The following is a 22,168-nucleotide window of genomic DNA, read 5'->3' as shown; positions in this document are numbered from 1 at the left end:
ATACGGAATAAAGTATTAATTAATAGGAAAAATATAGCATAGAACCGATGTTAGTTCTATGCCTTTTAGAATACTTAAAATTAAATTCCCGAAGGGAGCGTGGCGAAAGCCACTTTTTTAATTTGTATAATAAACTGTTTAAGGAAAATATTGACATAAATGATAAAATAAGATAATATTTTTCTTGAGTATAGTTTTCAAATTTGAATATGTTAATAATTTGTGGAGGAATGAAAATGTTAGAAAAAGAACAATGGGAAGGCTTTGAAGGGCGATTATGGAAAGAAGAAATCAATGTAAGAGATTTCATTCAAAAAAATTATAAACCATATGATGGTGATGAAAGTTTTCTTGCAGCTCCGACAGATGCTACAAACAAACTTTGGAGCAGATTACAAGAACTACAAAAGGAAGAAAGAGCTAAGGGTGGAGTACTTGATATGGAAACTGAAGTAGTTTCTAGCCTTACATCTTATGGTCCAGGGTATATTGATGAATCTTTAAAAGAACTTGAAAAAATTGTTGGTCTTCAAACAGACAAGCCTTTAAAAAGAGCTTTTATGCCATATGGCGGTATAAAAATGGCTGAACAATCCTGTGAAAATTATGGATATAAAGTAAATACAGAATTACACAAAATTTTTACTGAATATCATAAAACTCATAATCAAGCAGTATTTGATGCTTATACACCAGAAATGAAAAAAGCACGTCATAGTCATATAATTACAGGACTTCCTGATACTTATGGGCGTGGACGTATTGTTGGAGATTACAGAAGAGTTGCTCTTTATGGTATAGATCATCTTATAGAAGAAAAAACTAACGATTTTAATAATTGTGGCGATGGTACTATGACAGATGATATTATTCGTTTAAGAGAAGAAATTACAGAACAACGTAGAGCACTTGAAAATATGAAAAAAATGGCTGAAAGCTATGGATATGATATATCACAACCAGCAAAAGATGCTAAGGAAGCAGTTCAATGGTTATATTTTGGATACTTAGCTGCAATAAAAACTCAAAATGGTGCAGCTATGTCAATAGGGCGTGTATCTACATTTCTTGATATATATATTCAAAGAGATTTAGATAAGGGAGTTATTACAGAAAGAGAAGCTCAAGAATTAATTGACCATTTAACAATGAAATGTAGAATGGTTAAATATGCAAGAATAACATCTTATAATGAATTATTTTCAGGCGATCCTTCATGGGTTACTATTGGATTAGCAGGTATAGGTGTTGATGGACGCCATATGGTAACAAAGAATGACTATCGTTTCCTTCACACATTAGAAAATATGGGACCTGCACCAGAGCCAAATATTACTGTATTTTATTCTTCTGCACTTCCTGAAAATTTTAAGAAGTATGCAGCTAAGATTTCAGTAGAAACAAGTTCTATTCAATATGAAAATGATGATGTTATGAAACCAGTATGGGGAGATGATTATTCAATTTGTTGTTGTGTATCAGCTACTCAAACAGGGAAGGAAATGCAGTTTTTTGGAGCTAGAGCTAATTTAGCTAAATGTTTACTTTATGCAATAAATGGTGGTATTGATGAAAAATCAGGTAAACAAGTTGGACCAGAATATAAGGGAATAACTTCTGAATATCTTAATTATGATGAAGTTATTGCAAAATATGAACAAATGAGTGATTGGCTTGCAGGTCTTTATGTAAATGTTCTAAATTTAATTCAATATATGCATGATAAATATTATTATGAAGCAGCAGAAATGGCTCTTATTGATACAGATGTAAGACGTACATTTGCCACAGGTATTGCAGGATTCTCACATGTAATAGATTCTCTTTCGGCAATTAAGTATGCTAAAGTTAAGACAATACGTAATGAAGCAGGCATTGTTACAGATTATGAAATTGAAGGGGACTTCCCTAAATACGGTAATGATGATGACAGAGCTGATGAAATAGGTGTATATGTTCTTAAGTCATTCCTTGACAAAATCAAGAAGAGACACACATACAGAAATTCTGAACCAACAACATCAATTCTTACTATAACATCTAATGTAGTATATGGTAAATATACAGGTAATATGCCAGATGGACGTGAAGCTTGGACTCCACTTTCACCAGGAGCAAGTCCATCTTATGGAGCAGAAAATAATGGATTGCTTGCTTCATTAAATTCTGTAGCTAAATTACCATATGAATGGGCTTTAGATGGTATTTCAAATACACAAACAATTAACCCAACAGCACTTGGTCATGATAAAGAAGAACAAGCTGATAAACTTGTACAAGTATTAGATGGATATTTTGAACAAGGATCACATCATTTAAATGTTAACGTATTTGGTGTTGAAAAATTAAAAGATGCTATGGAACATCCTGAAAAAGAAGAATATGCTAACTTTACCATTCGTGTATCAGGTTATGCAGTTAAATTTATAGATTTAACAAGAGAACAACAACTTGATGTTATTTCTAGAACATGCCATGCAGAAATTTAATTTGAATAAAAATATAGCAAAAATTCATTCAATAGAAACTTTTGGATCTGTTGATGGACCTGGAGTGCGTTTTGTTGTTTTTTTTAATGGCTGTCATATGAGATGCAAGTTTTGTCACAATCCTGATACTTGGGATATTAATGGTGGTGAGGAAAGAACTGCTGATGAGCTTTTGACTCAAGCTTTAAAATATAAAACTTATTGGAAAAGTGGAGGAGGCATTACAGTGAGTGGTGGTGAGCCACTTATCCAAATAGATTTCTTAAATGAATTTTTTAAAAAGGCTAAGGCTAAAGGTGTTCACGTAACATTAGATACGTCTGGAAATCCATTTACAAGAGAAGAGCCTTTCTTTAGCAAGTTTAAGGAGCTTATGAATGTAACTGATCTTGTAATTTTGGATATTAAAGAAATAGATGAATCTAAGCATAAAAAACTTACAGGATGGAGTAATTTAAATATTCTTGATATGGCTAAGTATTTATCAGAAATTAACAAACCAGTATGGATTCGTCATGTATTGGTACCAGGTGGAAGTGATAATGATGAAGAATTGATAAGACTTAATGAATTTATCAAGACTTTAAGCAATGTAGATCGTGTAGAAGTAATTCCTTATCATGACCTTGGAATTTTTAAATGGGAGAAACTTGGTATTGCTTATCCTTTAATTAATGTAAAACCACCTACTAAAGAGAGGGTAGAAAATGCTAAAAAGCTTCTTTATACAAGTGAATATAGAGGGTATTTATCACGATAAATAATATCATGCAACATATAAACCCATGAAAAGCAAACTTTTGATTTTCATGGGTTTGTTTTATCTTAATAATAAATGAATGAATAATGTCTTAGTAGAGAATACTAAGTTTATCTGATAATTAAAAAATAATAATAGAAAAATTATTTTAAGAAATTAGGATAGATTTATAGATTTTTTAATTTAAGATAAAATTTACTTTGGAGGAGATAAAAATGTGTACAGCGTTAACGTTATCAACTAAAGATGGTTATAATTTATTTGGTAGAAATATGGATTTGGCATATTCATTTAATCAAGCAGTAACATTAGTTCCTAGAAATTATGAGTATAGAGATAGAGTTACTGGAGAGATAAGAAAAAATAAATATGCAATATTGGGTATGGCCAGTGTTATAGATGATTATCCAGCTTTTGCAGATGCATTTAATGAAAAAGGATTAGGGTGTGCAGGACTTAATTTTCCAGGATATTTTCACGCAGAAGAAAATGAAGTTCATGGAAAGAAAAATATAGCACCATATGATTTAATTTTATGGATACTATCAAATTTTCAAACAGTAGATGAGGTTTTAAATGAAATTAAAAATATAGAATTAGTGGCAATACCAATTAATGAAAAAACACCTCTTCCAACACTTCATTGGATAGTTTCAGATACTAATGGAAAATCTATAGTTATAGAAAAAACAAAAGAAGGATTTAAAACTTATGATAATCCAATTGGAGTTTTAACTAATTCACCAACATTTGGTTGGCATTTAACTAATTTAAATGAATATATGAAAACCACACCTGTTCAACCAGAAAATGTGAAATGGGGCAATAAAGAATTAAGACCTTTAGGGGTAGGGATGGGTACAAAAGGGTTACCAGGAGGACTTTCTGGAGTTGATAGATTTGTAAGAATAGCATATTTAAAATCAAAATTTCCAGTATCAGAAGATTTATTATCAGGAATAAGTCAATTTTTTCATATGTTAAATAATGTAGCAATGCCTAGAGGTGCTGTAATTAGTGAAGGATCAGATGATATTACTTTATATTCTTCTTGTATGTGTCAACAAAAAGGCATTTATTATTATTCTACATATAACAATAATGGAGTTAGTGCAGTTGATATGAATAAAGAGGATTTAGATGGTAAAGAAATTAAAAGGTTTGAGTATTTAGATAAATTAAATATAATATATCAAAATTAAATTACCTAAAATTTAATTATTGAAGCAAATTTTTATTGTGATAAATTTTATCATAATGATACTTAAAAAAGACCCTCAAATATATATTTTTGATTAATTTTAAATTAAAAGAGTAGGGTCTAGATTTTAAAAAAATTATTAAAAATAAATTTCTTTTTTGTTTACAATTATTTAATTGACTTTGAAAATAAAAAGTATAATATTAAGTTTATAAAATAAAAATAAAGAGGTAAACATATGAAAAAATTTATAGAACAAGCAAAACTTATAAAAGAAGAAATTATAAGCTATAGAAGAGTAATTCACAGTAATCCAGAGGTAGGTCAAGAGTTACCAAAAACTAAAAAATATGTTATGGATAAATTAGTTGAATTTGGATATTCTCCTGAAGAAATTTGTGAAAGTGGAATAGTAGCTACAATTAAAGGAAACAAACCAGGAAAAACTTTTTTATTAAGAGCAGATATGGATGCACTTCCTATAGCTGAAAAAACTTCATGTGACTTTAAGTCTACTAATGGATGCATGCATGCATGTGGACATGATATGCATACAGCAATGTTATTAGGAGCAGCAAGATTACTTAAAGAAAATCAAGATGAGATAGAAGGAACTATTAAATTAGTTTTTCAACCTGATGAAGAAGGATTTACTGGTTCTAAGAAAATGATAAAGGCAGGGGTACTTGAAAATCCTAAAGTTGATGCAGCTTTAGCAATGCATGTTCATTCAGGAACACCTTCAAATGTTGTATTATGTGGTTTAGGAACTAGTATTGCAGGGTGTAATAGATTTAGAATTGTTGTAAAAGGAAAAGGATGTCATGGAGCTATGCCAGAAACAGGAATAGATCCAATCAATATAGCTGCACATATCTATTTAGCAATTCAAACTATTTTAACTAGAGAAATATCAGCTACTGAATCAGCTGTTGTTACAATAGGTAAATTTGTAGGTGGAGATGTACCAAATGTAATACCGGAAGAAGTTGTTATGGAAGGAACTATAAGAAGTTTAGATAAAGAAGTAGGGGAATTTATTTTTGATAGAATGAATGAAATAGTTACTTCTACAGCTAAAATGCTTAGAGGAGAAGCAGAATTGATAGAGTTATCATCTGTACCACCATTAGCAAATAATGATGAATTAGCTCATGAACTTACTGGTTATATGAAAGATATAGTTGGAGAAAAAGCAGTTGTTTTATTTGAGCAAGGTGGAATGGGTTCAGAAGATTTTGCTTCTTATTCATATGAGGTTCCAAGCGTATATATTATGTTAGGAGCTGGTACAAAGCAAGAAAATAGTTTATATGGAGAAGCTATGCATAATGAAAAGGTAGTTTTCAATGAGGATATATTACCTACAGGAGCAGCTATACATGCATATAGTGCTATAATGTGGCTAAAAAATAATAAATAATTAAAATTAATAAATCCAGATATACTTAAATAATTGTATATCTGGATTTTTATGTGTGACTACTATATTCAATAACTTAATGGTGAAAGTCAGTTTGTAGGCTTAGTACTAGAACCACTAGTTAATGACAAAGTTATCTACTATGAGGTAGAAGAGTAAAAAGAAATTTGCGAAAATATAGTAAAATTTTGTAAAAAATAATTATGTGAAATATATGGAAATTGTAGACATTATATAATAATATATCTTTGGAGTAATAAAAATTAAGGAAAATATAAAGAGAGAGGTTATGGGTTATGAGAAAAAGTGAAATGAGAGATATGACCAAAGGAAATGTTTTCAATATTATTTTAGGCTTTGCAATTCCGTTATTATTAGGAATGTTATTTCAACAGTTTTATAGTATGGTTGATACAATTATTGTAGGTAAATATTTAGGGGTAAGTGCATTAGCTTCTGTAGGGTCTACTGGGTCAATAAATTTTATGATAATTGGTTTTTGTATGGGTGTTTGCAATGGGTTTGCCATACCGGTGGCACAAAAATTTGGAGCAGGAAATTTTAAAAAACTACGTAAGTACGTCTTTAATAGTGGTTTTTTAGCTATAGTATTTTCAGTAGTCATGACATTGATAGTTTGTGTGTTTTGTAGACAAATTTTAATAGCCATGAGAACACCAGAAGATATAATTCAAGGGGCTTATAGCTATATATATGTGATTTTTCTAGGTATACCAGCAACTTATTTATATAACTTGTTATCTGGAATTATAAGATCACTAGGTGATAGTAAAACGCCACTTTTCTTTTTGATAATATCATCTATAATAAATATAATTTTAGACTTATTTTTAATTATCTATATGCATATGGGAGTAGCTGGTGCTGCTTGGGCAACAGTTATAGCTCAAGCTGTATCAGGTATATTATGTTTAATATATATGAGAAAAAAATATTCAGTTCTAAAATTTGAAAGTGATGAATTGAAGATTGATGGATATTGTATAAGAAGATTATGTTATATGGGAGTACCTATGGGGCTACAGTATTCTATTACTGCTATAGGAAGCGTCATACTGCAAGCAGCAGTAAATGGTCTTGGATCTATAATTGTAGCAGCAGTAACAGCAGCGGGAAAAATTTCTATGTTTTTATGTTGTCCATTTGATGCATTAGGGTCTACAATGGCTACATATACAGGACAAAATATTGGTGCTGGTAAATTAGAACGTATAAGTGAAGGCATAAAGAAGAGTATGATAATTGGTTCAGTTTATTCAATTGTTGCTTTAATGATATCTGTTTTTTTTGGCAAGAGCTTAGCCCTTCTTTTCGTAAATGAAAATGAAATAGAAATACTTGCAAAGGTAAGTGAAAATTTAATTATCGTAGCAGCTTTTTATATTCCTTTATGCATAGTAAATGTAGTACGTTTTACTATCCAAGGAATGGGATATTCAACTTTTGCTATATTAGCAGGAGTGTGTGAAATGATTGCTAGAGCATTATGTGGATTTATCTTAGTTCCTATTTTTGGCTATGTTGCAGTATGTTTAGCAAGTCCAGTAGCATGGATTTTTGCTGATGCATTTCTTATTCCAGCGTATAAATATGTAATAAATAAAAGCAAATGTGAAATGAAAATAAAGTTAGTTGAAGCAAAAAATATATAACAAAGAATCTGGGGATGTCGCATTAAGAATAAACAATACAATATATTGCGTTGATTTTTAATGCGACATCCCTATTCTTTATTTAATAGTTGATTTTACTTTATTTTTATAAAAATAAGTAAGTTTTTTTTCAATTTCTCTTTTTATATCATGAATACTTCCTGTTTTTATTATTTCTGAAAAATACAGATTTTCTATTAATTCACAACTTATTTCACTCATAACTTCTAATTCTATTTGTTTTGCATTTTCTGGTAATAAAGAAAGCATTGTAGATTTAATTTTTTTTCCATCTATTAGTAATTCATCTTTTAGTTGAATTACTCCAAATTTACATTCTTTAATTACATCACTTTTACAATGTAAAAGCATTAAGTCATATCCTTTCAGATATGTAGTTCCTAATTTTTCACGTTGTAATAATCTATTTTCTATGTTTATTCTATCTTCTTCATTATCGCTAAATAATTTACTGGACACATAAATTAAATCATTTATATCTAAAACCGTTTTCACTTCTTTCAAAATTATATTTGATAACAGATTAATAATAATATCACCTAAATTAGATATTAATTGTATTTCTTCTTTTCCAAATATTTTTTTTTCAGCTTTTTTAGATACCATATTTATTTTGTTATCCAATATTTCTTTTGTAAAATTTTTTAGTTTCAATTTATCATCTTCTGATAACAATGGATTTACTGATATACATTTATAATCTATATCTAATTTTACAGTAGAAATTATACAATCTATACCTTGATTTTTTAAACTATCAATGTCTATATTAATAATAGAAATTCTATCTTTAATGATTATATTATTAAATGATCTTTGTATATCACTTGATAAAAGCCTAGATGTCCCAACGCCAGATGGACATGCTACTACAGCTATTATTTTTTCTTGTTCTAAAGTTCTTTGTATTGCAGCTGCAAAATGTAATGTTATGTATGCAATTTCAGATTCTGATATCTTAGAGATATTAACTATATTTTTTAGTATTTCACATGCTTTTTCACAAGCTTTAAAAATTTCATAATATTTTTCTTTAATACTATCAAGCAATGGATTTCTAATATTAAGATTCATGGTTAACCTACTTATAGCAGGAACTAAATGATTAGATAAATCTCTATTTAATTTATCTTTATCTATTATATCTATTTGGAAATCGTTTTCTATACTGGCAATAATAGTACTTGATATTTTTCTAATATCCAAATTATTTAAATCTATGTTATCTTCAATTTTATTTAGTGATAATTTTGCACCTTTAATGTGCATGGTGATATATCCCATTTCATCTCTTGATATTTCTATACCTAATTCTTTAGATAAATTATTAGCAATTTTTTTTGCTATTTTAAATTCATCCATATTTTCTAATTCTAATAAAACATCTTTATCCATAATTATTGTATCGCCATTTTGCAATCTCTTTATTACTAAAGTTAAATGTATTATTAGTCCTATATAGGAATTATCTGATAACTTAAATTCATATTTTTTCTCTATATTATTTAGTACATTTTGAATAGCTTTTATTAAGTCTTCCTCTACAAAATCTAGTAATTTATTTTCCAATGTTAAATCCTTAAGATTTTTATCTATTTCATTATTATTACCTAATAAATCTATAATTTTATTTTGTCCTATAGCACTATATAAAATATTTGATAATACTTTTCTATAATTTTCTTCAGAACCTTCTAAATAAATTCCAACACCTTGTCTTTTTATAATTTTAATATTAAATTGATTTAACCAATTTTCTAATTCATATAAATCGCTATTTAAAATTCCTTCAGATATTTTTAAATTTGAAGTAAAATAATATGATTTTAATGGAGTTTTATTAAGTATTAATTCTCCTAATATTATTCTTTTTCTTTCTTCTTTAGTGTATTCTTTTTTTATATTTTCAAATTCTAGTAGTTCTAATATAAATTCTTTGTTTTCTAAACTTTCATCAATAATTAGACCTACTCCTGGTTTTTTTATAAAATTAAAGTCATTTTCATAAAGCCATTTCTCCACATTAGGCATATCCCTTAATACAGTTCTATTGCTTAATCCTAATTTTTCTGCAATATTAGAAATTGTTATAAAATCAGTATTATTAGGACTGGTTAAAATTTCTATTATTTTCTTTTGTCTTAATGTTAAAGCATTTTTTTTCATTAAATATCTCCTAAAATAAGCTATAATTTTTAGATAAAGGATATTTCTTATCTAAGTTTATTATATCTACTTATTTAAATTTTTTAAAGCTAATTTAAAAGCATCTTCTTCTAAATCTAGATATCCTTTAAAAATAACTTGCTGTATATCAGTATTATTAAATAAAAATGTATATCCTAATCCTAAATAACCTTCTGGATATAATACACCTAAGTAATCCCAGATTTTATTTTCTGATTGTTGTATTTGTTTTCTACCAATAATCATAAGTTTTTTATAACCATTTTTTAAAACTACTATAGAGCCTAGTGGCAATAAATTCATTATATTGTATTCTCCTTTTATTAATTATTTGATTATTTACAATTATATGGTTTATTTGATGTAAAAATATTAATGCAAAAATATTATTGATATGATATAATTTTAAACGAGAGGTATAAAATTTTAAATAAGTTGGTGAGAATTATAGAAGAAAAATTTTTAAAAAAATAATAAAAGCGCCAGAACTTAGTAAATAAATTAAAACATTTACTAAGTTGACGAGGTTGGGGAATATCGAGATTTTCGGCGGATGCCCCACAGTACTTGTATGCTACTGTTAAAGATTGACAAACCTAGAAAGTGATTTCTAGAACAAATTCAATTGGGTATACAACCTTCATTTAAGATTTTTGATTTCTGAGAACATTATACCTCTGTATTAAATTTATGTTAGAACAGAGTCTTGAAGAAGTAAAATTATTTTTATAAATGTAAGGGAGATTTTTAATATGTGTGGAATAGTAGGATATGTTGGAAATAAAAATGCAACAGATTTTTTAATAGAAGGATTATCTAAGCTTGAGTATAGAGGTTATGATTCAGCAGGGATAGCTGTAATTAATAATGGTGAAGTAGAAATAGTTAAACACAAAGGACGTTTAGCTAATCTATCAAGAGAATTAGAAAATAATCCTGCTGAAGGAACAATAGGAATTGGACATACTAGATGGGCCACTCACGGTGAGCCATCAGATATTAATTCACATCCTCACCAAGCTTCAAAAGGAGATATAACTGTAGTTCATAATGGTATAATTGAAAATTATGCTGAATTAACTAAATTCTTAAAAGATAAAGGATATGAGTTTAAATCAGCTACAGATACAGAAGTTATACCAAATTTAATTCATTACTATTACAATGGTGATTTATTTGAGGCAGTAGCTAAAACTATAGAAAGATTAGAGGGAAGTTATGCTTTAGGAGTAATTTGTGGTAATGAACCAGATAAAATAGTAGCAGTAAGAAAAGATAGCCCTTTAATAGTTGGGCTTGGAGATAATGAAAAATTTATAGCTTCAGATATTCCAGCTGTTTTAAATTATACAAGGGATATCTATCTTTTAGAAGATAAAGAAATTGTTGTTATAACTAAAAATAGTGCAGAAGTATTTAATTTAAATGGAGAGAAAATATCAAAAGAAATTTATAAAGTAACATGGAATGAAGATGCAGCTGAAAAAGGTGGATATGATTCATTTATGTTAAAAGAAATTCATGAACAACCAAAGGCTATTAGAGATACAATGACAGGAAGAGTTTTATTAAATGATAAAGTTAAATTTGAAGATTTCAATTTAACTTTAGAAGAATTAAATGAAATTGATAGAATTTATATAATAGCATGTGGTACAGCTTATAATGCTGGATTAATGGGGAAAGTAGCCATAGAAAAATTAGCTAAAATTCCAGTTGAAGTTGAAATAGCTTCAGAATTTAGATATAGAGAACCATTAGTAACTAATAAAACTTTAATAATTACATTAAGTCAATCTGGGGAAACAGCTGATACTTTAGCAGTTTTAAGAGATGCTAAGAAAGTAGGAGCTAAAACTTTAGCAGTAACTAACGTTGTTGGAAGCAGTATTTCAAGAGAAGCTGATAATGTAATTTATACTATGGCAGGACCAGAAATTGCTGTTGCATCTACTAAAGCATATACAACTCAAGTTGTAGTAATGAATTTACTTGGAATGTATTTTGCTGACTTAAAAGGAATTTTAGATAAAGATGTGGAAAAGGAACTTAAAGAATCTTTATTAAGTTTACCTGAAAAAATTGAAGCGGTGCTTGAAATGAAATCACAAGTTGCTGAAGTAAGTAAAATATTAGCGGAAGAAACAGATTTATTCTACTTAGGTAGAGGAGCTGATTATGCACTAGTTATAGAAGGTGCATTAAAAGTTAAAGAAATATCTTATGTTCATTCTGAAGCATATGCTGGTGGTGAACTTAAACATGGAACAATTGCATTAATTGAACCTGGAACAAAGGTTATAGCAGCATTAACTCAAAGTCAATTAAAAGATAAAATGATTAGCAACATAAGAGAAGTTAAATCTAGAGGAGCTGAAATAATTGCAATTGCTTATGAAGATGAAGAATTAGATTTAACAGTATTTGATAAAGTATTAAGAATTCCTAGAACTTCTAATATGATAGCACCTATTTTAGGAGCGGTTCAATTGCAATTAATAGCTTATTATGTAGCAAGTGAAAAAGGTTGCGATATAGATAAACCAAGAAACTTAGCAAAATCTGTTACAGTTGAATAATAAAATAATAAATAAAAGGTTAAGCATAATTATTATATGTGCTTAACCTTTTATTTAATTTATAACTAAAAACATTGCTTTATTAGTGACAAAATATAAGGTATTGTTAAAAAAATAATTTGTCACTAATATTAAGGACAAGTTGTAATTATCAATTTGTTGATGTAAACGTATATATAAAATAAAATAAACTTGTAAGCGATAGATTAAAATTTCAAATACAGCTTATAGATAAATATGCTATCAAGTTTAGGAGGGAAATAAATATGAAGGAAAAGATTCAGAAGTTTGGAAAGTTTCTTAGTGGTATGGTAATGCCTAATATAGGAGCATTCATAGCTTGGGGATTTATTACAGCATTTTTTATTGCTAGTGGATGGTTTCCAAATGAAAAATTAGCAGGACTAGTTGATCCAATGTTAAAATATCTTTTACCAATATTAGTTGGATACACTGGTGGTAAAGTAGTAGCTGGAGTTCGTGGTGGAGTAATTGGTTCAATAGCAACAATGGGAGTTATTGTTGGAGCTGATATTCCAATGTTTATAGGTGCTATGATAATGGGTCCATTAAGTGGATATATTATTAAAAAGTTTGATAAAGCAGTTGAAGGTAAAGTACCAGCAGGGTTTGAAATGTTAGTTAATAACTTTTCAGTTGGAATAATAGGTATGATACTTGCAATAGTGGGATTCTATGCAGTAGGACCATTTGTTGTTATGATGACAGGGGTATTAAAAGGTGGAGTAGAATTTATAATAAGTAAAGGGTTATTACCTTTAGTATCAATATTTATAGAACCAGCAAAAGTTTTATTCTTGAATAATGCAATCAATCATGGAATTATAGGACCAATAGGAATCGAACAAGCTCAAAATATGGGTAAATCAATAATGTTCTTATTAGAGTCAAATCCAGGACCAGGACTTGGAGTGTTATTAGCATATTGGATGTGTAGTAAAGGTGCAATGAAAGAGTCAGCACCAGGAGCAGCAATAATTCATGCTTTAGGTGGGATTCACGAAATTTATTTCCCATATGTATTAATGAATCCATTATTACTTTTAGCACCAATAGCAGGTAGTGCGGCAGGAATATTAGTATTTTCAATATTTAAAGTAGGTTTAGTTGCAACACCATCACCAGGAAGTATATTTGCAATATTAGCTTTAGCACCAAAAGGTGAAATGTTAGGAGTACTTTTAGGAATTTTAGCAGCTACAGCAGTTTCATTCCTAGTAGCAGCACCTTTAGTAAAAAAAGTAGCAAATAATATGGAAGATGAAACTAAAGAAGAGAGCAACTTAGAAAGTAATGTTGATGTAATTAAAAGAGATGTTATAAATAAAATAGTATTTGCATGTGATGCTGGAATGGGATCAAGTGCAATGGGTGCTACAAAATTTAGAAATAGAATAAAGAAATTAGGATTAAATATAGAAGTTACAAATTCTTCAGTAGATACTATACCAAGTGATGCTGATTTAGTTGTAAGTCATGTTAAGTTAATTGAAAGAGCAAAGAAGAATTCAACACAAGCTGAACATGTATTTATAGAAAACTTCTTACAAGATAAAAAGTTAGATGAATTATTTAATAGTTTACAAGCAAGAACAAATGGAAATGTTAAAGTTGCAAAAGAAGTAGCAGCAACTAATGAAATTGTAGAAGCAAAAGAAACTTCAATATTAAATAAAAATAATATAGTTTTAGGTTTAGAAAGTGTTTCAAAGGAAGAGGCAATAAAGAGAGTAGGTGAAATACTTGCAAAAGAAGGCTATGTGAAAGAAGAATATATCCAAGCTATGCTTGAAAGAGAAGAAATAGTTTCAACATATATAGGGATGGGAGTTGCTATACCACATGGTGTTGGAGAAGCTAAAAAAGAAGTAAAGAAATCAGGAATAGCAGTACTTCAATATCCGAATGGAATTAAATTTGGTGATGAAGTAGCTTACTTAGTAGTGGGTATTGCAGGTGTTGGAGATGAACATTTAACTATATTATCTAATATAGCAATGTCATTAGAAGATGAAGGTTTAGTAGAAAAGTTAAGAAAGACATATGATGTAAATGATATATTAAAAGTATTTAATAAATAATTAATTGTATAAATTATTAAAGTAAATGGAGGAAAATAATATGAAAAGGGCGATTCAATTTGGAGCTGGAAACATAGGAAGAGGATTTATAGGAGCTTTATTATCTAAATCAGGATATCATGTAGTATTTGCAGATGTTAACGAAGAGATAATAAGCAAGATTAATGAAGATAAATGTTATACAATTCATATAATGGATGTTGAATGTAAAGATGAAAAAGTAGAAAACATTAGTGGTGTTATATCAACAAGTGATGAAATATTAGAAGAAATTAGAACATCAGATATAATTACAACTGCTGTAGGTCCTGTAGTATTGCCAAGAATAGCATCAACTATAGCTAATGGAATTAAGTTAAGAAAGATAACAGGTGTAACTAGTTATTTAAATATAGTAGCTTGTGAAAATGCAATAAAAGCAAGTTCACAATTAGAAGAAGAAGTTAAAAAATATTTAAATGAAGAAGAGATAGCTTATTTAAATGAATATGTAGGTTTCCCTAATTGCTCAGTGGATAGAATAGTACCACCAGTTAAAAGTGAAAATATATTAGATGTAGTTGTGGAAAATTTCTATGAATGGAATGTAGAAGAAAAAGCATTTAAAGGTGAAATTCCTAAAATATATGGAATGAATTTAGCTGATAATTTAATGGCATATATAGAAAGAAAATTATTTACATTAAATACTGGACATGCAATAACAGCTTATTTTGGATATTTAAAAGGTTATAATACTGTTGATGAAAGCATAAAAGATGAAGTTATCCAAGATTTAGTTAAAAAGGCCATGATAGAAAGTGGACAAGGACTTATAGCTAAATATAATTTTGATAAAGAAGAGCATTTTAAATATATAGATAAGATAATTGGAAGATTTAAAAATCCATATTTAAAGGATGATGTAGCTAGAGTTGGAAGAGAGCCTTTAAGAAAATTAAATGAAAATGACAGATTAATTAAACCTCTAATGACAGCAAAGAGTTTTAATTTAGACATAGACAATCTATTATTAGGAGTTGGAGCTGCTCTTAATTATAATAATGAAGAAGATAGTCAAAGTGTAGAACTTCAAAGCCTAATTTCTGAAAAAGGTGTTAAAGAATCGTTAGCTCATGTAGCTAATTTAGCACAAGAACAAGAAATTTTGTCTAAGGTTGAAAAATATTATAATGAAGTAAAAAGTATAATTAGTGCTTAATTTAATATAAATATTAAGAGTGATACCTCATAAATAATTTTAAAAATTTATGAGGTATCATTTTTTTAGATATATTTACTTATTCAAGATATAGATACAATTATTAAGCATATGAAAAATATCATCATTATAGACAACCTTGTTTACATAAATGATTCTCTGTAGGTTATTCAAAGTTGGTAAGTGGTGCTACTGTATTAATTTAAATAGACTAGTTAAGCGTGAGAAAAGAGCAATAAGTATCATTATTGTATTATGACTCTTTTTTGAAAGTTTGGTATTTTAGAAAAATAACCACAAATAATCCATCAACTATGTTAAAATTACATTTTGATGTAACTCTTATAATAGATAAAGAAATAGAGGAAGCATTAGAAAACTTATAATTGTTAACTAAAGGAGTTTTACTAATGATAATTAAAAATTGTAAAATTATATATAAAGATAAAATTGAAGAAGGATCAATATTAATTAAAGATGGTAAAATAGAAAAAATAAATACAGAAGATTTTAAAGGAGAGGTTTTAGATGCTAAAGGTTTATATCTTTCTCCAGGATTTATAGATGTACATATACATGGTGCTGGTGGATATGATACTATGGATGGTACAGTAGAAGCTCTCAATACTATAGCAAAGGTAATAGTGGAGCATGGAACTACATCTTTTTTACCAACAACAATGACTGTATCAATTGAAGATATTAATAAAGCCATGAAGGTCATTAAGAAGCTAAAAGAAGAAGGAACAGAGGGAGCAAATGTTTTAGGTGCACATTTAGAAGGACCATTTATCAGTCCCAAAGCCATTGGTGCTCAAAATCCTAATTTTCTTTTAAAGCCATCCATAGAATCATATGAAAAAGTAGTTGATGGATGTAGTGATGCTGTTGTATCACTTACCTTGGCACCGGAAGTTGAAGGAACTAAGGAACTTATAGAGTATACTACATCTAAAGGTATAGTTTGCTCCTTAGGACACACAAAAGCTACTTATGAGGAAGTAATAGAAGGAATCAACTGGGGAATTAGCCATTCAACGCATTTATATAATGCAATGACAGGTTTTAACCATAGAGAGCCAGGATGCGTAGGAGCAATATTTGATACTGATATTACAACAGAAACAATAGCTGATGGAATTCATATTTCATATCCAGCATTAAAGATAGCTTATAAAGTTAAAAGCACTGATAAAGTAATGTTAGTAAGCGACTCAATGATGGCTTGCTGCATGAGAGATGGTTGTTATTCTTTAGGTGGTCAAGATGTTGAAGTGATAAATGGTGCTGCTAGACTTAAAAATGGAGCCTTAGCTGGTTCAGTATTAACCATTGATAAAGCTGTTGCTAATGTATATAAAAATTGCGGAATACCTTTATATGAAGCAGTAAAGATGGCTACATATAATCCAGCAAAACACTGTAATGTTCATAGTTATAAAGGTTCTATAAAAGAAGGTTATGATGCAGATTTATTGTTATTTGATGAAAATATAACAATAAAGAAGGTATTTGTCAAAGGGAAAGAAGTTTATACTGAAAGATAATTTTTATCTTATCAAAAGAAAAAAGGGGAAATATTATTATCATGAAATATTTGCAAAAGCTAGGTAAATCATTAATGCTTCCAGTAGCATGTTTACCAGTTGCCAGTATACTTATGGGAATAGGATATTGGATAGATCCAGCAGGGTGGGGAGCTAATAATTTAATAGCTGCTTTTATGATTAAGGCAGGTAGTGCTCTAATAGACAATATGGGAATTCTTTTTGCTATAGGTGTAGGTATTGGGATGTCAGATGATAATGATGGGACAGCAGGTCTTGCAGGTCTTGTTTCATGGTTGATGATGACTACTTTATTATCAACTACTGCTGTTGCCATGTTTAAAGGTGTAGATGTATCTGAAGTACCAGCAGCCTTTGGTAAGATACAGACTCAGTTTACAGGTATTTTAGCAGGGATTATTGGAGCTACTTGTTATAATAAATTTAAATCTGTTAAGTTACCAGCAGGAGCTTTAGCAATGTATCATTGTGAAAAGAAGAATAAGAAAAAAAGTAGTATATGGATTATTACTTGCAGGATCAATTTCGGCATTCTTTACAGGTGTTACTGAGCCGTTAGAATTTGCCTTTATGTTTCTTAGCACCAGGACTATATTTTATACATGCAGTATTAAGTGGAATTTCTGCCGTAATATGTACAGTACTTCCTGTAAGAGCAGGATTTGTAGACTGGGTATTAAGTTTTAAGGCACCAATGGCTGAAATTATCTTAGAAGGTTTAGGTGGAAAAGAAAATATTATTTCTATTGATAATTGTGTTACAAGATTGCGTTTAGAAATTAAAGATAAATATAAAATAAACGAAAAGCTTATTAAATCCTCTGGGGCTTCAGGTATAATAAAACCAGGTAAAAAGAGCATTCAAATTATCATTGGAACAAAAGTGCAATTTGTATGTGATGAATTAAAAATATTATATTCAATGTAAGATAAAAAAGGGGCTGTCTAATAAATTATTTTTAAATGATTTATGAGACAGCCCCTTTTTATATATGAAAAACTAGAATATTAAGCTTTATTTTATATTATGGAATATTTACATTTATCTGTGGTACAATTATTTAGAAAGTTATGGAAAAAATATTAGCTATTTTAGCTGGTTAAAGATGGGAGGTTAACATATGTCAGAAATAACTAAAAGGGCTTTTGCAAGTTCGTTGAAAAAGATGTTAGCAAAAAAACCATTGGAGAAGATAAGGATTATAGATATTACAGAATATTGTGGGGTAAACCGTCAGACTTTTTATTATCATTTTAAAGATATATATGATTTACTGGAATGGGTATACACTAATGAAGCCACTAAAGCTTTAGGCGAAAAAAAGACATACGAAACATGGCAACAAGGGTTTAAGCAAATATTTCAATATATTGTGAATAATAAAGAATTTGTCTTAACTACTTTTAATTCTGTCAGCAGAGAATATTTAGAGAGATATTTATATAATGAAGTATATTTATTATTAATTGGTGTAGTAGAGGAAAAGGCAAAAGGCATTCCTGTTAGAGAAAAGGATAAATCCTTTATTGCTGATTTTTATAAGTATGCTTTTGTTGGAATTGTTTTAGACTGGATTAAGAGTGGTATGAAAGAAGAGTCAGATAAAATTATTGAAAGGCTTAATAAACTTATATATGGTAATATGGAAGAAGCGTTGGAAAGGTATAGAACAGACAAGACATATTCATATAAGAAATAAGATTAAAATAGACAAGTGCTAGCATTTGTCTATTTTTTTTACACTTTTATGAATGTGGATAAATATTAGACAGAGGAAAGATATTGTCTATATTAAAGAATATTAATAATCAGTAATATGAATTTATAAATAAAATAAATTATTGAGATAAATAGTGGGAGGCAATTATATGTATTATAGCAATGGAAATTATGAAGCATTTGCTAGACCAGAAAAACCAGCAGATGTAGAGAGAAAATCAGCATATTTAGTTGGCGCAGGGTTAGCTTCACTAGCTGCTGCATGTTTTTTAGTTAGAGATGGCCAAATGAAAGGTGAGCATATTCATATTTTAGAAGATGGAAATCTTCCAGGTGGTGCTTGTGATGGTATTAAAGATAATGAAAGAGGATTTATAATTCGTGGTGGACGTGAAATGGAAAATCATTTTGAGTGTTTATGGGATTTATTTAGATCAATACCTTCTCTAGAAATAGAAGGGGCCTCAGTGCTTGATGAATATTATTGGCTAAATAAGAAGGATCCAAATTATTCATTAATGAGAGCTACTGTCAAGAGAGGTGAAGATGCTCACACTGATGGCAAGTTTGGATTAAGTGATAAAGCTGCATTGGAGATAGTTCATTTATTCTTTACTAAAGATGAGGATTTATATGATGTAAAGATAAAAGATGTTTTTAGTAGTGACTTTTTTCAGTCAAATTTCTGGTTATATTGGAGGACTATGTTTGCCTTTGAGGATTGGCATAGTGCGTTAGAAATGAAGTTATATATACAAAGGTTTATCCATCATATTGGTGGATTACCAGATTTTAAAGCTTTAAAATTCACTAAATATAATCAATATGAATCATTGATTTTACCAATGATAAAATATTTAGAAGCTCATGAGGTAAACTTTCAATATAACACTACTGTTACAAATGTGCTATTTAAAAAAGAAGGTAGTAAAAAAGTAGCTAGTAAAATAATATGTACTCATAATGGGAAAGAGGAAAGCATTGATTTAGTTGAAGATGATCTTGTTTTTGTTACTAATGGAAGTTGTGTAGAAAATTCTACTTATGGTGATAATGATCATGCAGCAGTTTTGAATAATAAGGAAGGTGCATGTTGGAGATTATGGAGAAACATTGCAGCACAGGATAAGTCTTTTGGAAATCCTGATAAATTCTGTACTAATATAGAAGAGACAAATTGGGAGTCGGCGACGATAACAACTTTAGATGATAAGATTCCGCCATATATCGAAAAAATATGCAAGCGTAATCCATTTAGTGGTAAGGTTGTTACCGGAGGTATAATAACTGTTAAGGATTCATCTTGGTTAATGAGTTATACATTAAATAGACAACCTCATTTCAAGGAGCAAAAAGATAATCAATTAGTTGTATGGGTATATGGATTATTTACAGATGTGCCAGGAGACTTTATCAAGAAACCAATGAAGAACTGTACTGGTTATGAAATTACTCAGGAATGGCTATATCATTTAGGTGTACCAGAAGATCAAATTGCAGAAATGGCTAAGCAGTCAGCAAATTGTGTTCCATGCATGATGCCATATGTTACTGCTTTTTTTATGCCAAGAACTGCAGGAGACAGACCTAAGGTTGTACCAGAAGGTTGTGTAAACTTTGCCTTCTTAGGACAGTTTGCTGATACAGTAAGAGATACAGTATTCACTACAGAGTATTCTGTAAGGACAGCAATGGAAGCTGTTTATACATTACTTAATGTGGATCGTGGAGTTCCAGAAGTATTTGGTTCTTGTTATGATATTAGAGTGCTTTTAGATTCAACTTCAAAGATGATGGATGGAAAGAAGCTAACAGATATAAAACTATCTCTATCAGAATCAATAGCACAAAAGACTATGATGAAGAAGGTTTCAGGAACGGTTATTGAAGAATTGTTAATGAAATATAATTTAATATAGGGAAAGATAAGCTGTATCAAGTGAATATAGCTTATTCTTTACTCAATTAAATTAGGTACAAGCAAAGTCGCATATTGTAATGAATTATGTTATAATTTAGTAAAAATATTGGAAAGAGGTGAAGTGTTAGTATTTATGATACTAACGTAAAAGCTATGTTAAAAGAAATATTAAAAAAAGATGAAATATCAGCTATGAAAGCAAGAGATAAGGCTAAGGTAAGCGTATTAAGACTTGTTAATGCTGAAATTAAAGCATATGAAGTTAATAATAGAGAAGATATTTCAGATGAAAATGTAATAAAGATAATAGAAAAAAGTATAAAACAAAATAAAGAGGCTTTAGAGTATGCAAAGCAAGCTAATAATGAAGAAAAAATAGCTGAAGGAAACTTTGCTATAGAAATTTTAACACCATATCTTCCAAAGCAATTAACTGATGAGGAAGTTAATGAAATGCTTAAAGAAATTATTGAAAATGGTAGTTATACAGTTGCAGATATTGGAAAAATAATGAAGGAAATAATGCCAAAGATTAGTGGAAGGTTTGATAGATCAAAAATTAATCCAATGGTAAAAGCATTATTATAATTTATAAAACAATAATGGACTAAAGATTAAATCATTAGTCCATTATTTCTATAATTTCAATTGTATAGTTATCACCTGGAGCATTAACTTTCACTATATCTCCAGCTCTTTTTCCGCTCAATGCTCTTCCTAAATCAGACTCTATGCTGATAAGCATATTTTCAGGATCCATATCCATAGTTGTAACAAGCGTTATTATATCTTCAAAATCATCTTCAATAAACTTAATTTTAGCTTTACTATTAATTCCAAGAACAGATTTATCTAAGCTACTTTCATCTATTACAGTAGCAGTTGAAATCATGGTAAGTAGGTATTGTATCCTATTATCATTTTCTCTATATTCAGCACAAGCTGCTTTATACTCAGCATTTTCAGATCTATCTCCATGAGCAGCAGCAATCATTTTTTCTTTTGCTATTTCTGCTCTTTTCACCGTCATTCTATAATCTAATTCATCTTGTAATTTTTTTATATTTTCTATAGTTAATTGGTTATTCATTATTAAAAGCACCTCCCTAGAAGTATATTATATAATATTTTTATTTAAATGAAATACAAAAAATATATATTGGTAAATAATATTAAAGTATTTATATTTAAAAGTGAAACTTTGTTAAATTTAAGTAAATTGGATAGAATATTGATTGACATATGAAAATGTGTTATATATACTTTAGATGAATATGACACCTTGTCATAATATATATATAATTGGCAAAATGAGGATAAAGG

Annotated in this window: 15 protein-coding genes and 1 pseudogene; 13 read left to right on the top strand and 3 right to left on the bottom strand. The window is 28.9% G+C overall.

Translation table 11 applies throughout. From position 1 onward, the window contains the following. The first annotated feature begins 236 nt into the window (after positions 1-236). From pflB to H8R92_RS10385, 5 genes are all read left to right on the top strand, one after another. Positions 237-2,489, top strand: coding sequence for a formate C-acetyltransferase (pflB, locus tag H8R92_RS10405; RefSeq protein WP_022211923.1), 2,253 nt, complete (start codon positions 237-239; stop codon positions 2,487-2,489). Further along, positions 2,455-3,249: a pyruvate formate-lyase-activating protein gene (gene pflA / locus H8R92_RS10400; RefSeq protein ID WP_022211922.1), complete on the top strand. Its 795-nt coding sequence runs from the start codon at positions 2,455-2,457 to the stop codon at positions 3,247-3,249. Before pflB ends, pflA begins: the two co-directional genes overlap by 35 nt. 215 nt (positions 3,250-3,464) lie before the next feature. After that, positions 3,465-4,451: a choloylglycine hydrolase gene (bsh, locus tag H8R92_RS10395; RefSeq protein WP_022211921.1), complete on the top strand. Its 987-nt coding sequence runs from the start codon at positions 3,465-3,467 to the stop codon at positions 4,449-4,451. 237 nt (positions 4,452-4,688) lie between these two features. Beyond that, positions 4,689-5,873: a M20 metallopeptidase family protein gene (locus H8R92_RS10390; RefSeq protein WP_022211920.1), complete on the top strand. Its 1,185-nt coding sequence runs from the start codon at positions 4,689-4,691 to the stop codon at positions 5,871-5,873. 296 nt (positions 5,874-6,169) lie between these two features. After that, positions 6,170-7,546: an MATE family efflux transporter gene (locus H8R92_RS10385; protein ID WP_186835414.1), complete on the top strand. Its 1,377-nt coding sequence runs from the start codon at positions 6,170-6,172 to the stop codon at positions 7,544-7,546. Between the two features lie 78 nt (positions 7,547-7,624). Here H8R92_RS10385 and H8R92_RS10380 read toward each other — a convergent pair whose 3' ends face one another. Next, complete coding sequence (locus tag H8R92_RS10380; RefSeq protein ID WP_186835413.1) at positions 7,625-9,733, bottom strand: BglG family transcription antiterminator; 2,109 nt, start codon at positions 9,731-9,733, stop codon at positions 7,625-7,627. Positions 9,734-9,799: 66 nt separating this feature from the next. Next, the gene (locus H8R92_RS10375) at positions 9,800-10,057 is read right to left on the bottom strand and encodes a DUF4176 domain-containing protein (RefSeq protein ID WP_022211917.1); all 258 of its coding nucleotides are present in this window, start codon (positions 10,055-10,057) and stop codon (positions 9,800-9,802) included. A 449-nt stretch (positions 10,058-10,506) separates the two neighbouring features. Here H8R92_RS10375 and glmS point away from each other — a divergent pair, with 449 nt between their 5' ends. The 8 genes and pseudogenes from glmS (at position 10,507) to H8R92_RS10330 (ending at position 21,433) form a co-directional block, all read left to right on the top strand. Further along, positions 10,507-12,333, top strand: coding sequence for a glutamine--fructose-6-phosphate transaminase (isomerizing) (glmS, locus tag H8R92_RS10370; RefSeq protein ID WP_186835412.1), 1,827 nt, complete (start codon positions 10,507-10,509; stop codon positions 12,331-12,333). 266 nt (positions 12,334-12,599) lie between these two features. Further along, entirely contained in the window at positions 12,600-14,435 is a 1,836-nt protein-coding gene (locus H8R92_RS10365; RefSeq protein ID WP_022211915.1) for a PTS mannitol transporter subunit IICBA, read from the top strand. A 40-nt stretch (positions 14,436-14,475) separates the two neighbouring features. Then, the gene (locus tag H8R92_RS10360; protein WP_186835411.1) at positions 14,476-15,636 is read left to right on the top strand and encodes a mannitol-1-phosphate 5-dehydrogenase; all 1,161 of its coding nucleotides are present in this window, start codon (positions 14,476-14,478) and stop codon (positions 15,634-15,636) included. A gap of 410 nt (positions 15,637-16,046) precedes the next feature. Beyond that, a complete protein-coding gene (gene nagA / locus H8R92_RS10350) occupies positions 16,047-17,183 on the top strand; it encodes an N-acetylglucosamine-6-phosphate deacetylase (RefSeq protein ID WP_186835410.1) in 1,137 nt (378 codons plus the stop codon). A 38-nt stretch (positions 17,184-17,221) separates the two neighbouring features. Next, a pseudogene (locus tag H8R92_RS10345) lies at positions 17,222-18,132 on the top strand (PTS transporter subunit EIIC). A gap of 193 nt (positions 18,133-18,325) precedes the next feature. After that, positions 18,326-18,904, top strand: coding sequence for a TetR/AcrR family transcriptional regulator (locus tag H8R92_RS10340; protein ID WP_022211910.1), 579 nt, complete (start codon positions 18,326-18,328; stop codon positions 18,902-18,904). Between the two features lie 169 nt (positions 18,905-19,073). Beyond that, positions 19,074-20,843 carry an oleate hydratase gene (locus H8R92_RS10335; RefSeq protein WP_186835409.1) on the top strand — a complete coding sequence of 590 codons (1,770 nt, stop codon included), beginning with the start codon at positions 19,074-19,076 and terminating at the stop codon, positions 20,841-20,843. A gap of 155 nt (positions 20,844-20,998) precedes the next feature. Beyond that, entirely contained in the window at positions 20,999-21,433 is a 435-nt protein-coding gene (locus H8R92_RS10330; protein WP_186835408.1) for a GatB/YqeY domain-containing protein, read from the top strand. A gap of 34 nt (positions 21,434-21,467) precedes the next feature. Here H8R92_RS10330 and H8R92_RS10325 read toward each other — a convergent pair whose 3' ends face one another. Then, complete coding sequence (locus H8R92_RS10325) at positions 21,468-21,935, bottom strand: GreA/GreB family elongation factor (RefSeq protein ID WP_022211908.1); 468 nt, start codon at positions 21,933-21,935, stop codon at positions 21,468-21,470. Positions 21,936-22,168: the final 233 nt, after the last annotated feature.

Source organism: Clostridium lentum, assembly GCF_014287815.1.
Lineage (GTDB): Bacteria > Bacillota > Clostridia > Clostridiales > Clostridiaceae > Clostridium > Clostridium lentum.
Note: the sequence above shows the minus strand (reverse complement) of the source record. Positions and strands in the feature narration are given on the sequence as shown.

Bases quoted from the DNA above. Each gene is read 5' to 3' on its own strand.
- pflA (WP_022211922.1), top strand. From the start codon at position 2,455: ATGTTATTTCTAGAACATGCCATGCAGAAATTTAATTTGAATAAAAAT.
- H8R92_RS10385 (WP_186835414.1), top strand. From the start codon at position 6,170: ATGAGAAAAAGTGAAATGAGAGATATGACCAAAGGAAATGTTTTCAAT.
- glmS (WP_186835412.1), top strand. From the start codon at position 10,507: ATGTGTGGAATAGTAGGATATGTTGGAAATAAAAATGCAACAGATTTT.
- H8R92_RS10390 (WP_022211920.1), top strand. From the start codon at position 4,689: ATGAAAAAATTTATAGAACAAGCAAAACTTATAAAAGAAGAAATTATA.
- bsh (WP_022211921.1), top strand. From the start codon at position 3,465: ATGTGTACAGCGTTAACGTTATCAACTAAAGATGGTTATAATTTATTT.
- H8R92_RS10335 (WP_186835409.1), top strand. From the start codon at position 19,074: ATGTATTATAGCAATGGAAATTATGAAGCATTTGCTAGACCAGAAAAA.
- H8R92_RS10340 (WP_022211910.1), top strand. From the start codon at position 18,326: ATGTCAGAAATAACTAAAAGGGCTTTTGCAAGTTCGTTGAAAAAGATG.
- H8R92_RS10375 (WP_022211917.1), bottom strand. From the start codon at position 10,057: ATGAATTTATTGCCACTAGGCTCTATAGTAGTTTTAAAAAATGGTTAT.
- H8R92_RS10330 (WP_186835408.1), top strand. From the start codon at position 20,999: ATGTTAAAAGAAATATTAAAAAAAGATGAAATATCAGCTATGAAAGCA.
- H8R92_RS10360 (WP_186835411.1), top strand. From the start codon at position 14,476: ATGAAAAGGGCGATTCAATTTGGAGCTGGAAACATAGGAAGAGGATTT.
- nagA (WP_186835410.1), top strand. From the start codon at position 16,047: ATGATAATTAAAAATTGTAAAATTATATATAAAGATAAAATTGAAGAA.
- H8R92_RS10380 (WP_186835413.1), bottom strand. From the start codon at position 9,733: ATGAAAAAAAATGCTTTAACATTAAGACAAAAGAAAATAATAGAAATT.
- H8R92_RS10365 (WP_022211915.1), top strand. From the start codon at position 12,600: ATGAAGGAAAAGATTCAGAAGTTTGGAAAGTTTCTTAGTGGTATGGTA.
- H8R92_RS10325 (WP_022211908.1), bottom strand. From the start codon at position 21,935: ATGAATAACCAATTAACTATAGAAAATATAAAAAAATTACAAGATGAA.
- pflB (WP_022211923.1), top strand. From the start codon at position 237: ATGTTAGAAAAAGAACAATGGGAAGGCTTTGAAGGGCGATTATGGAAA.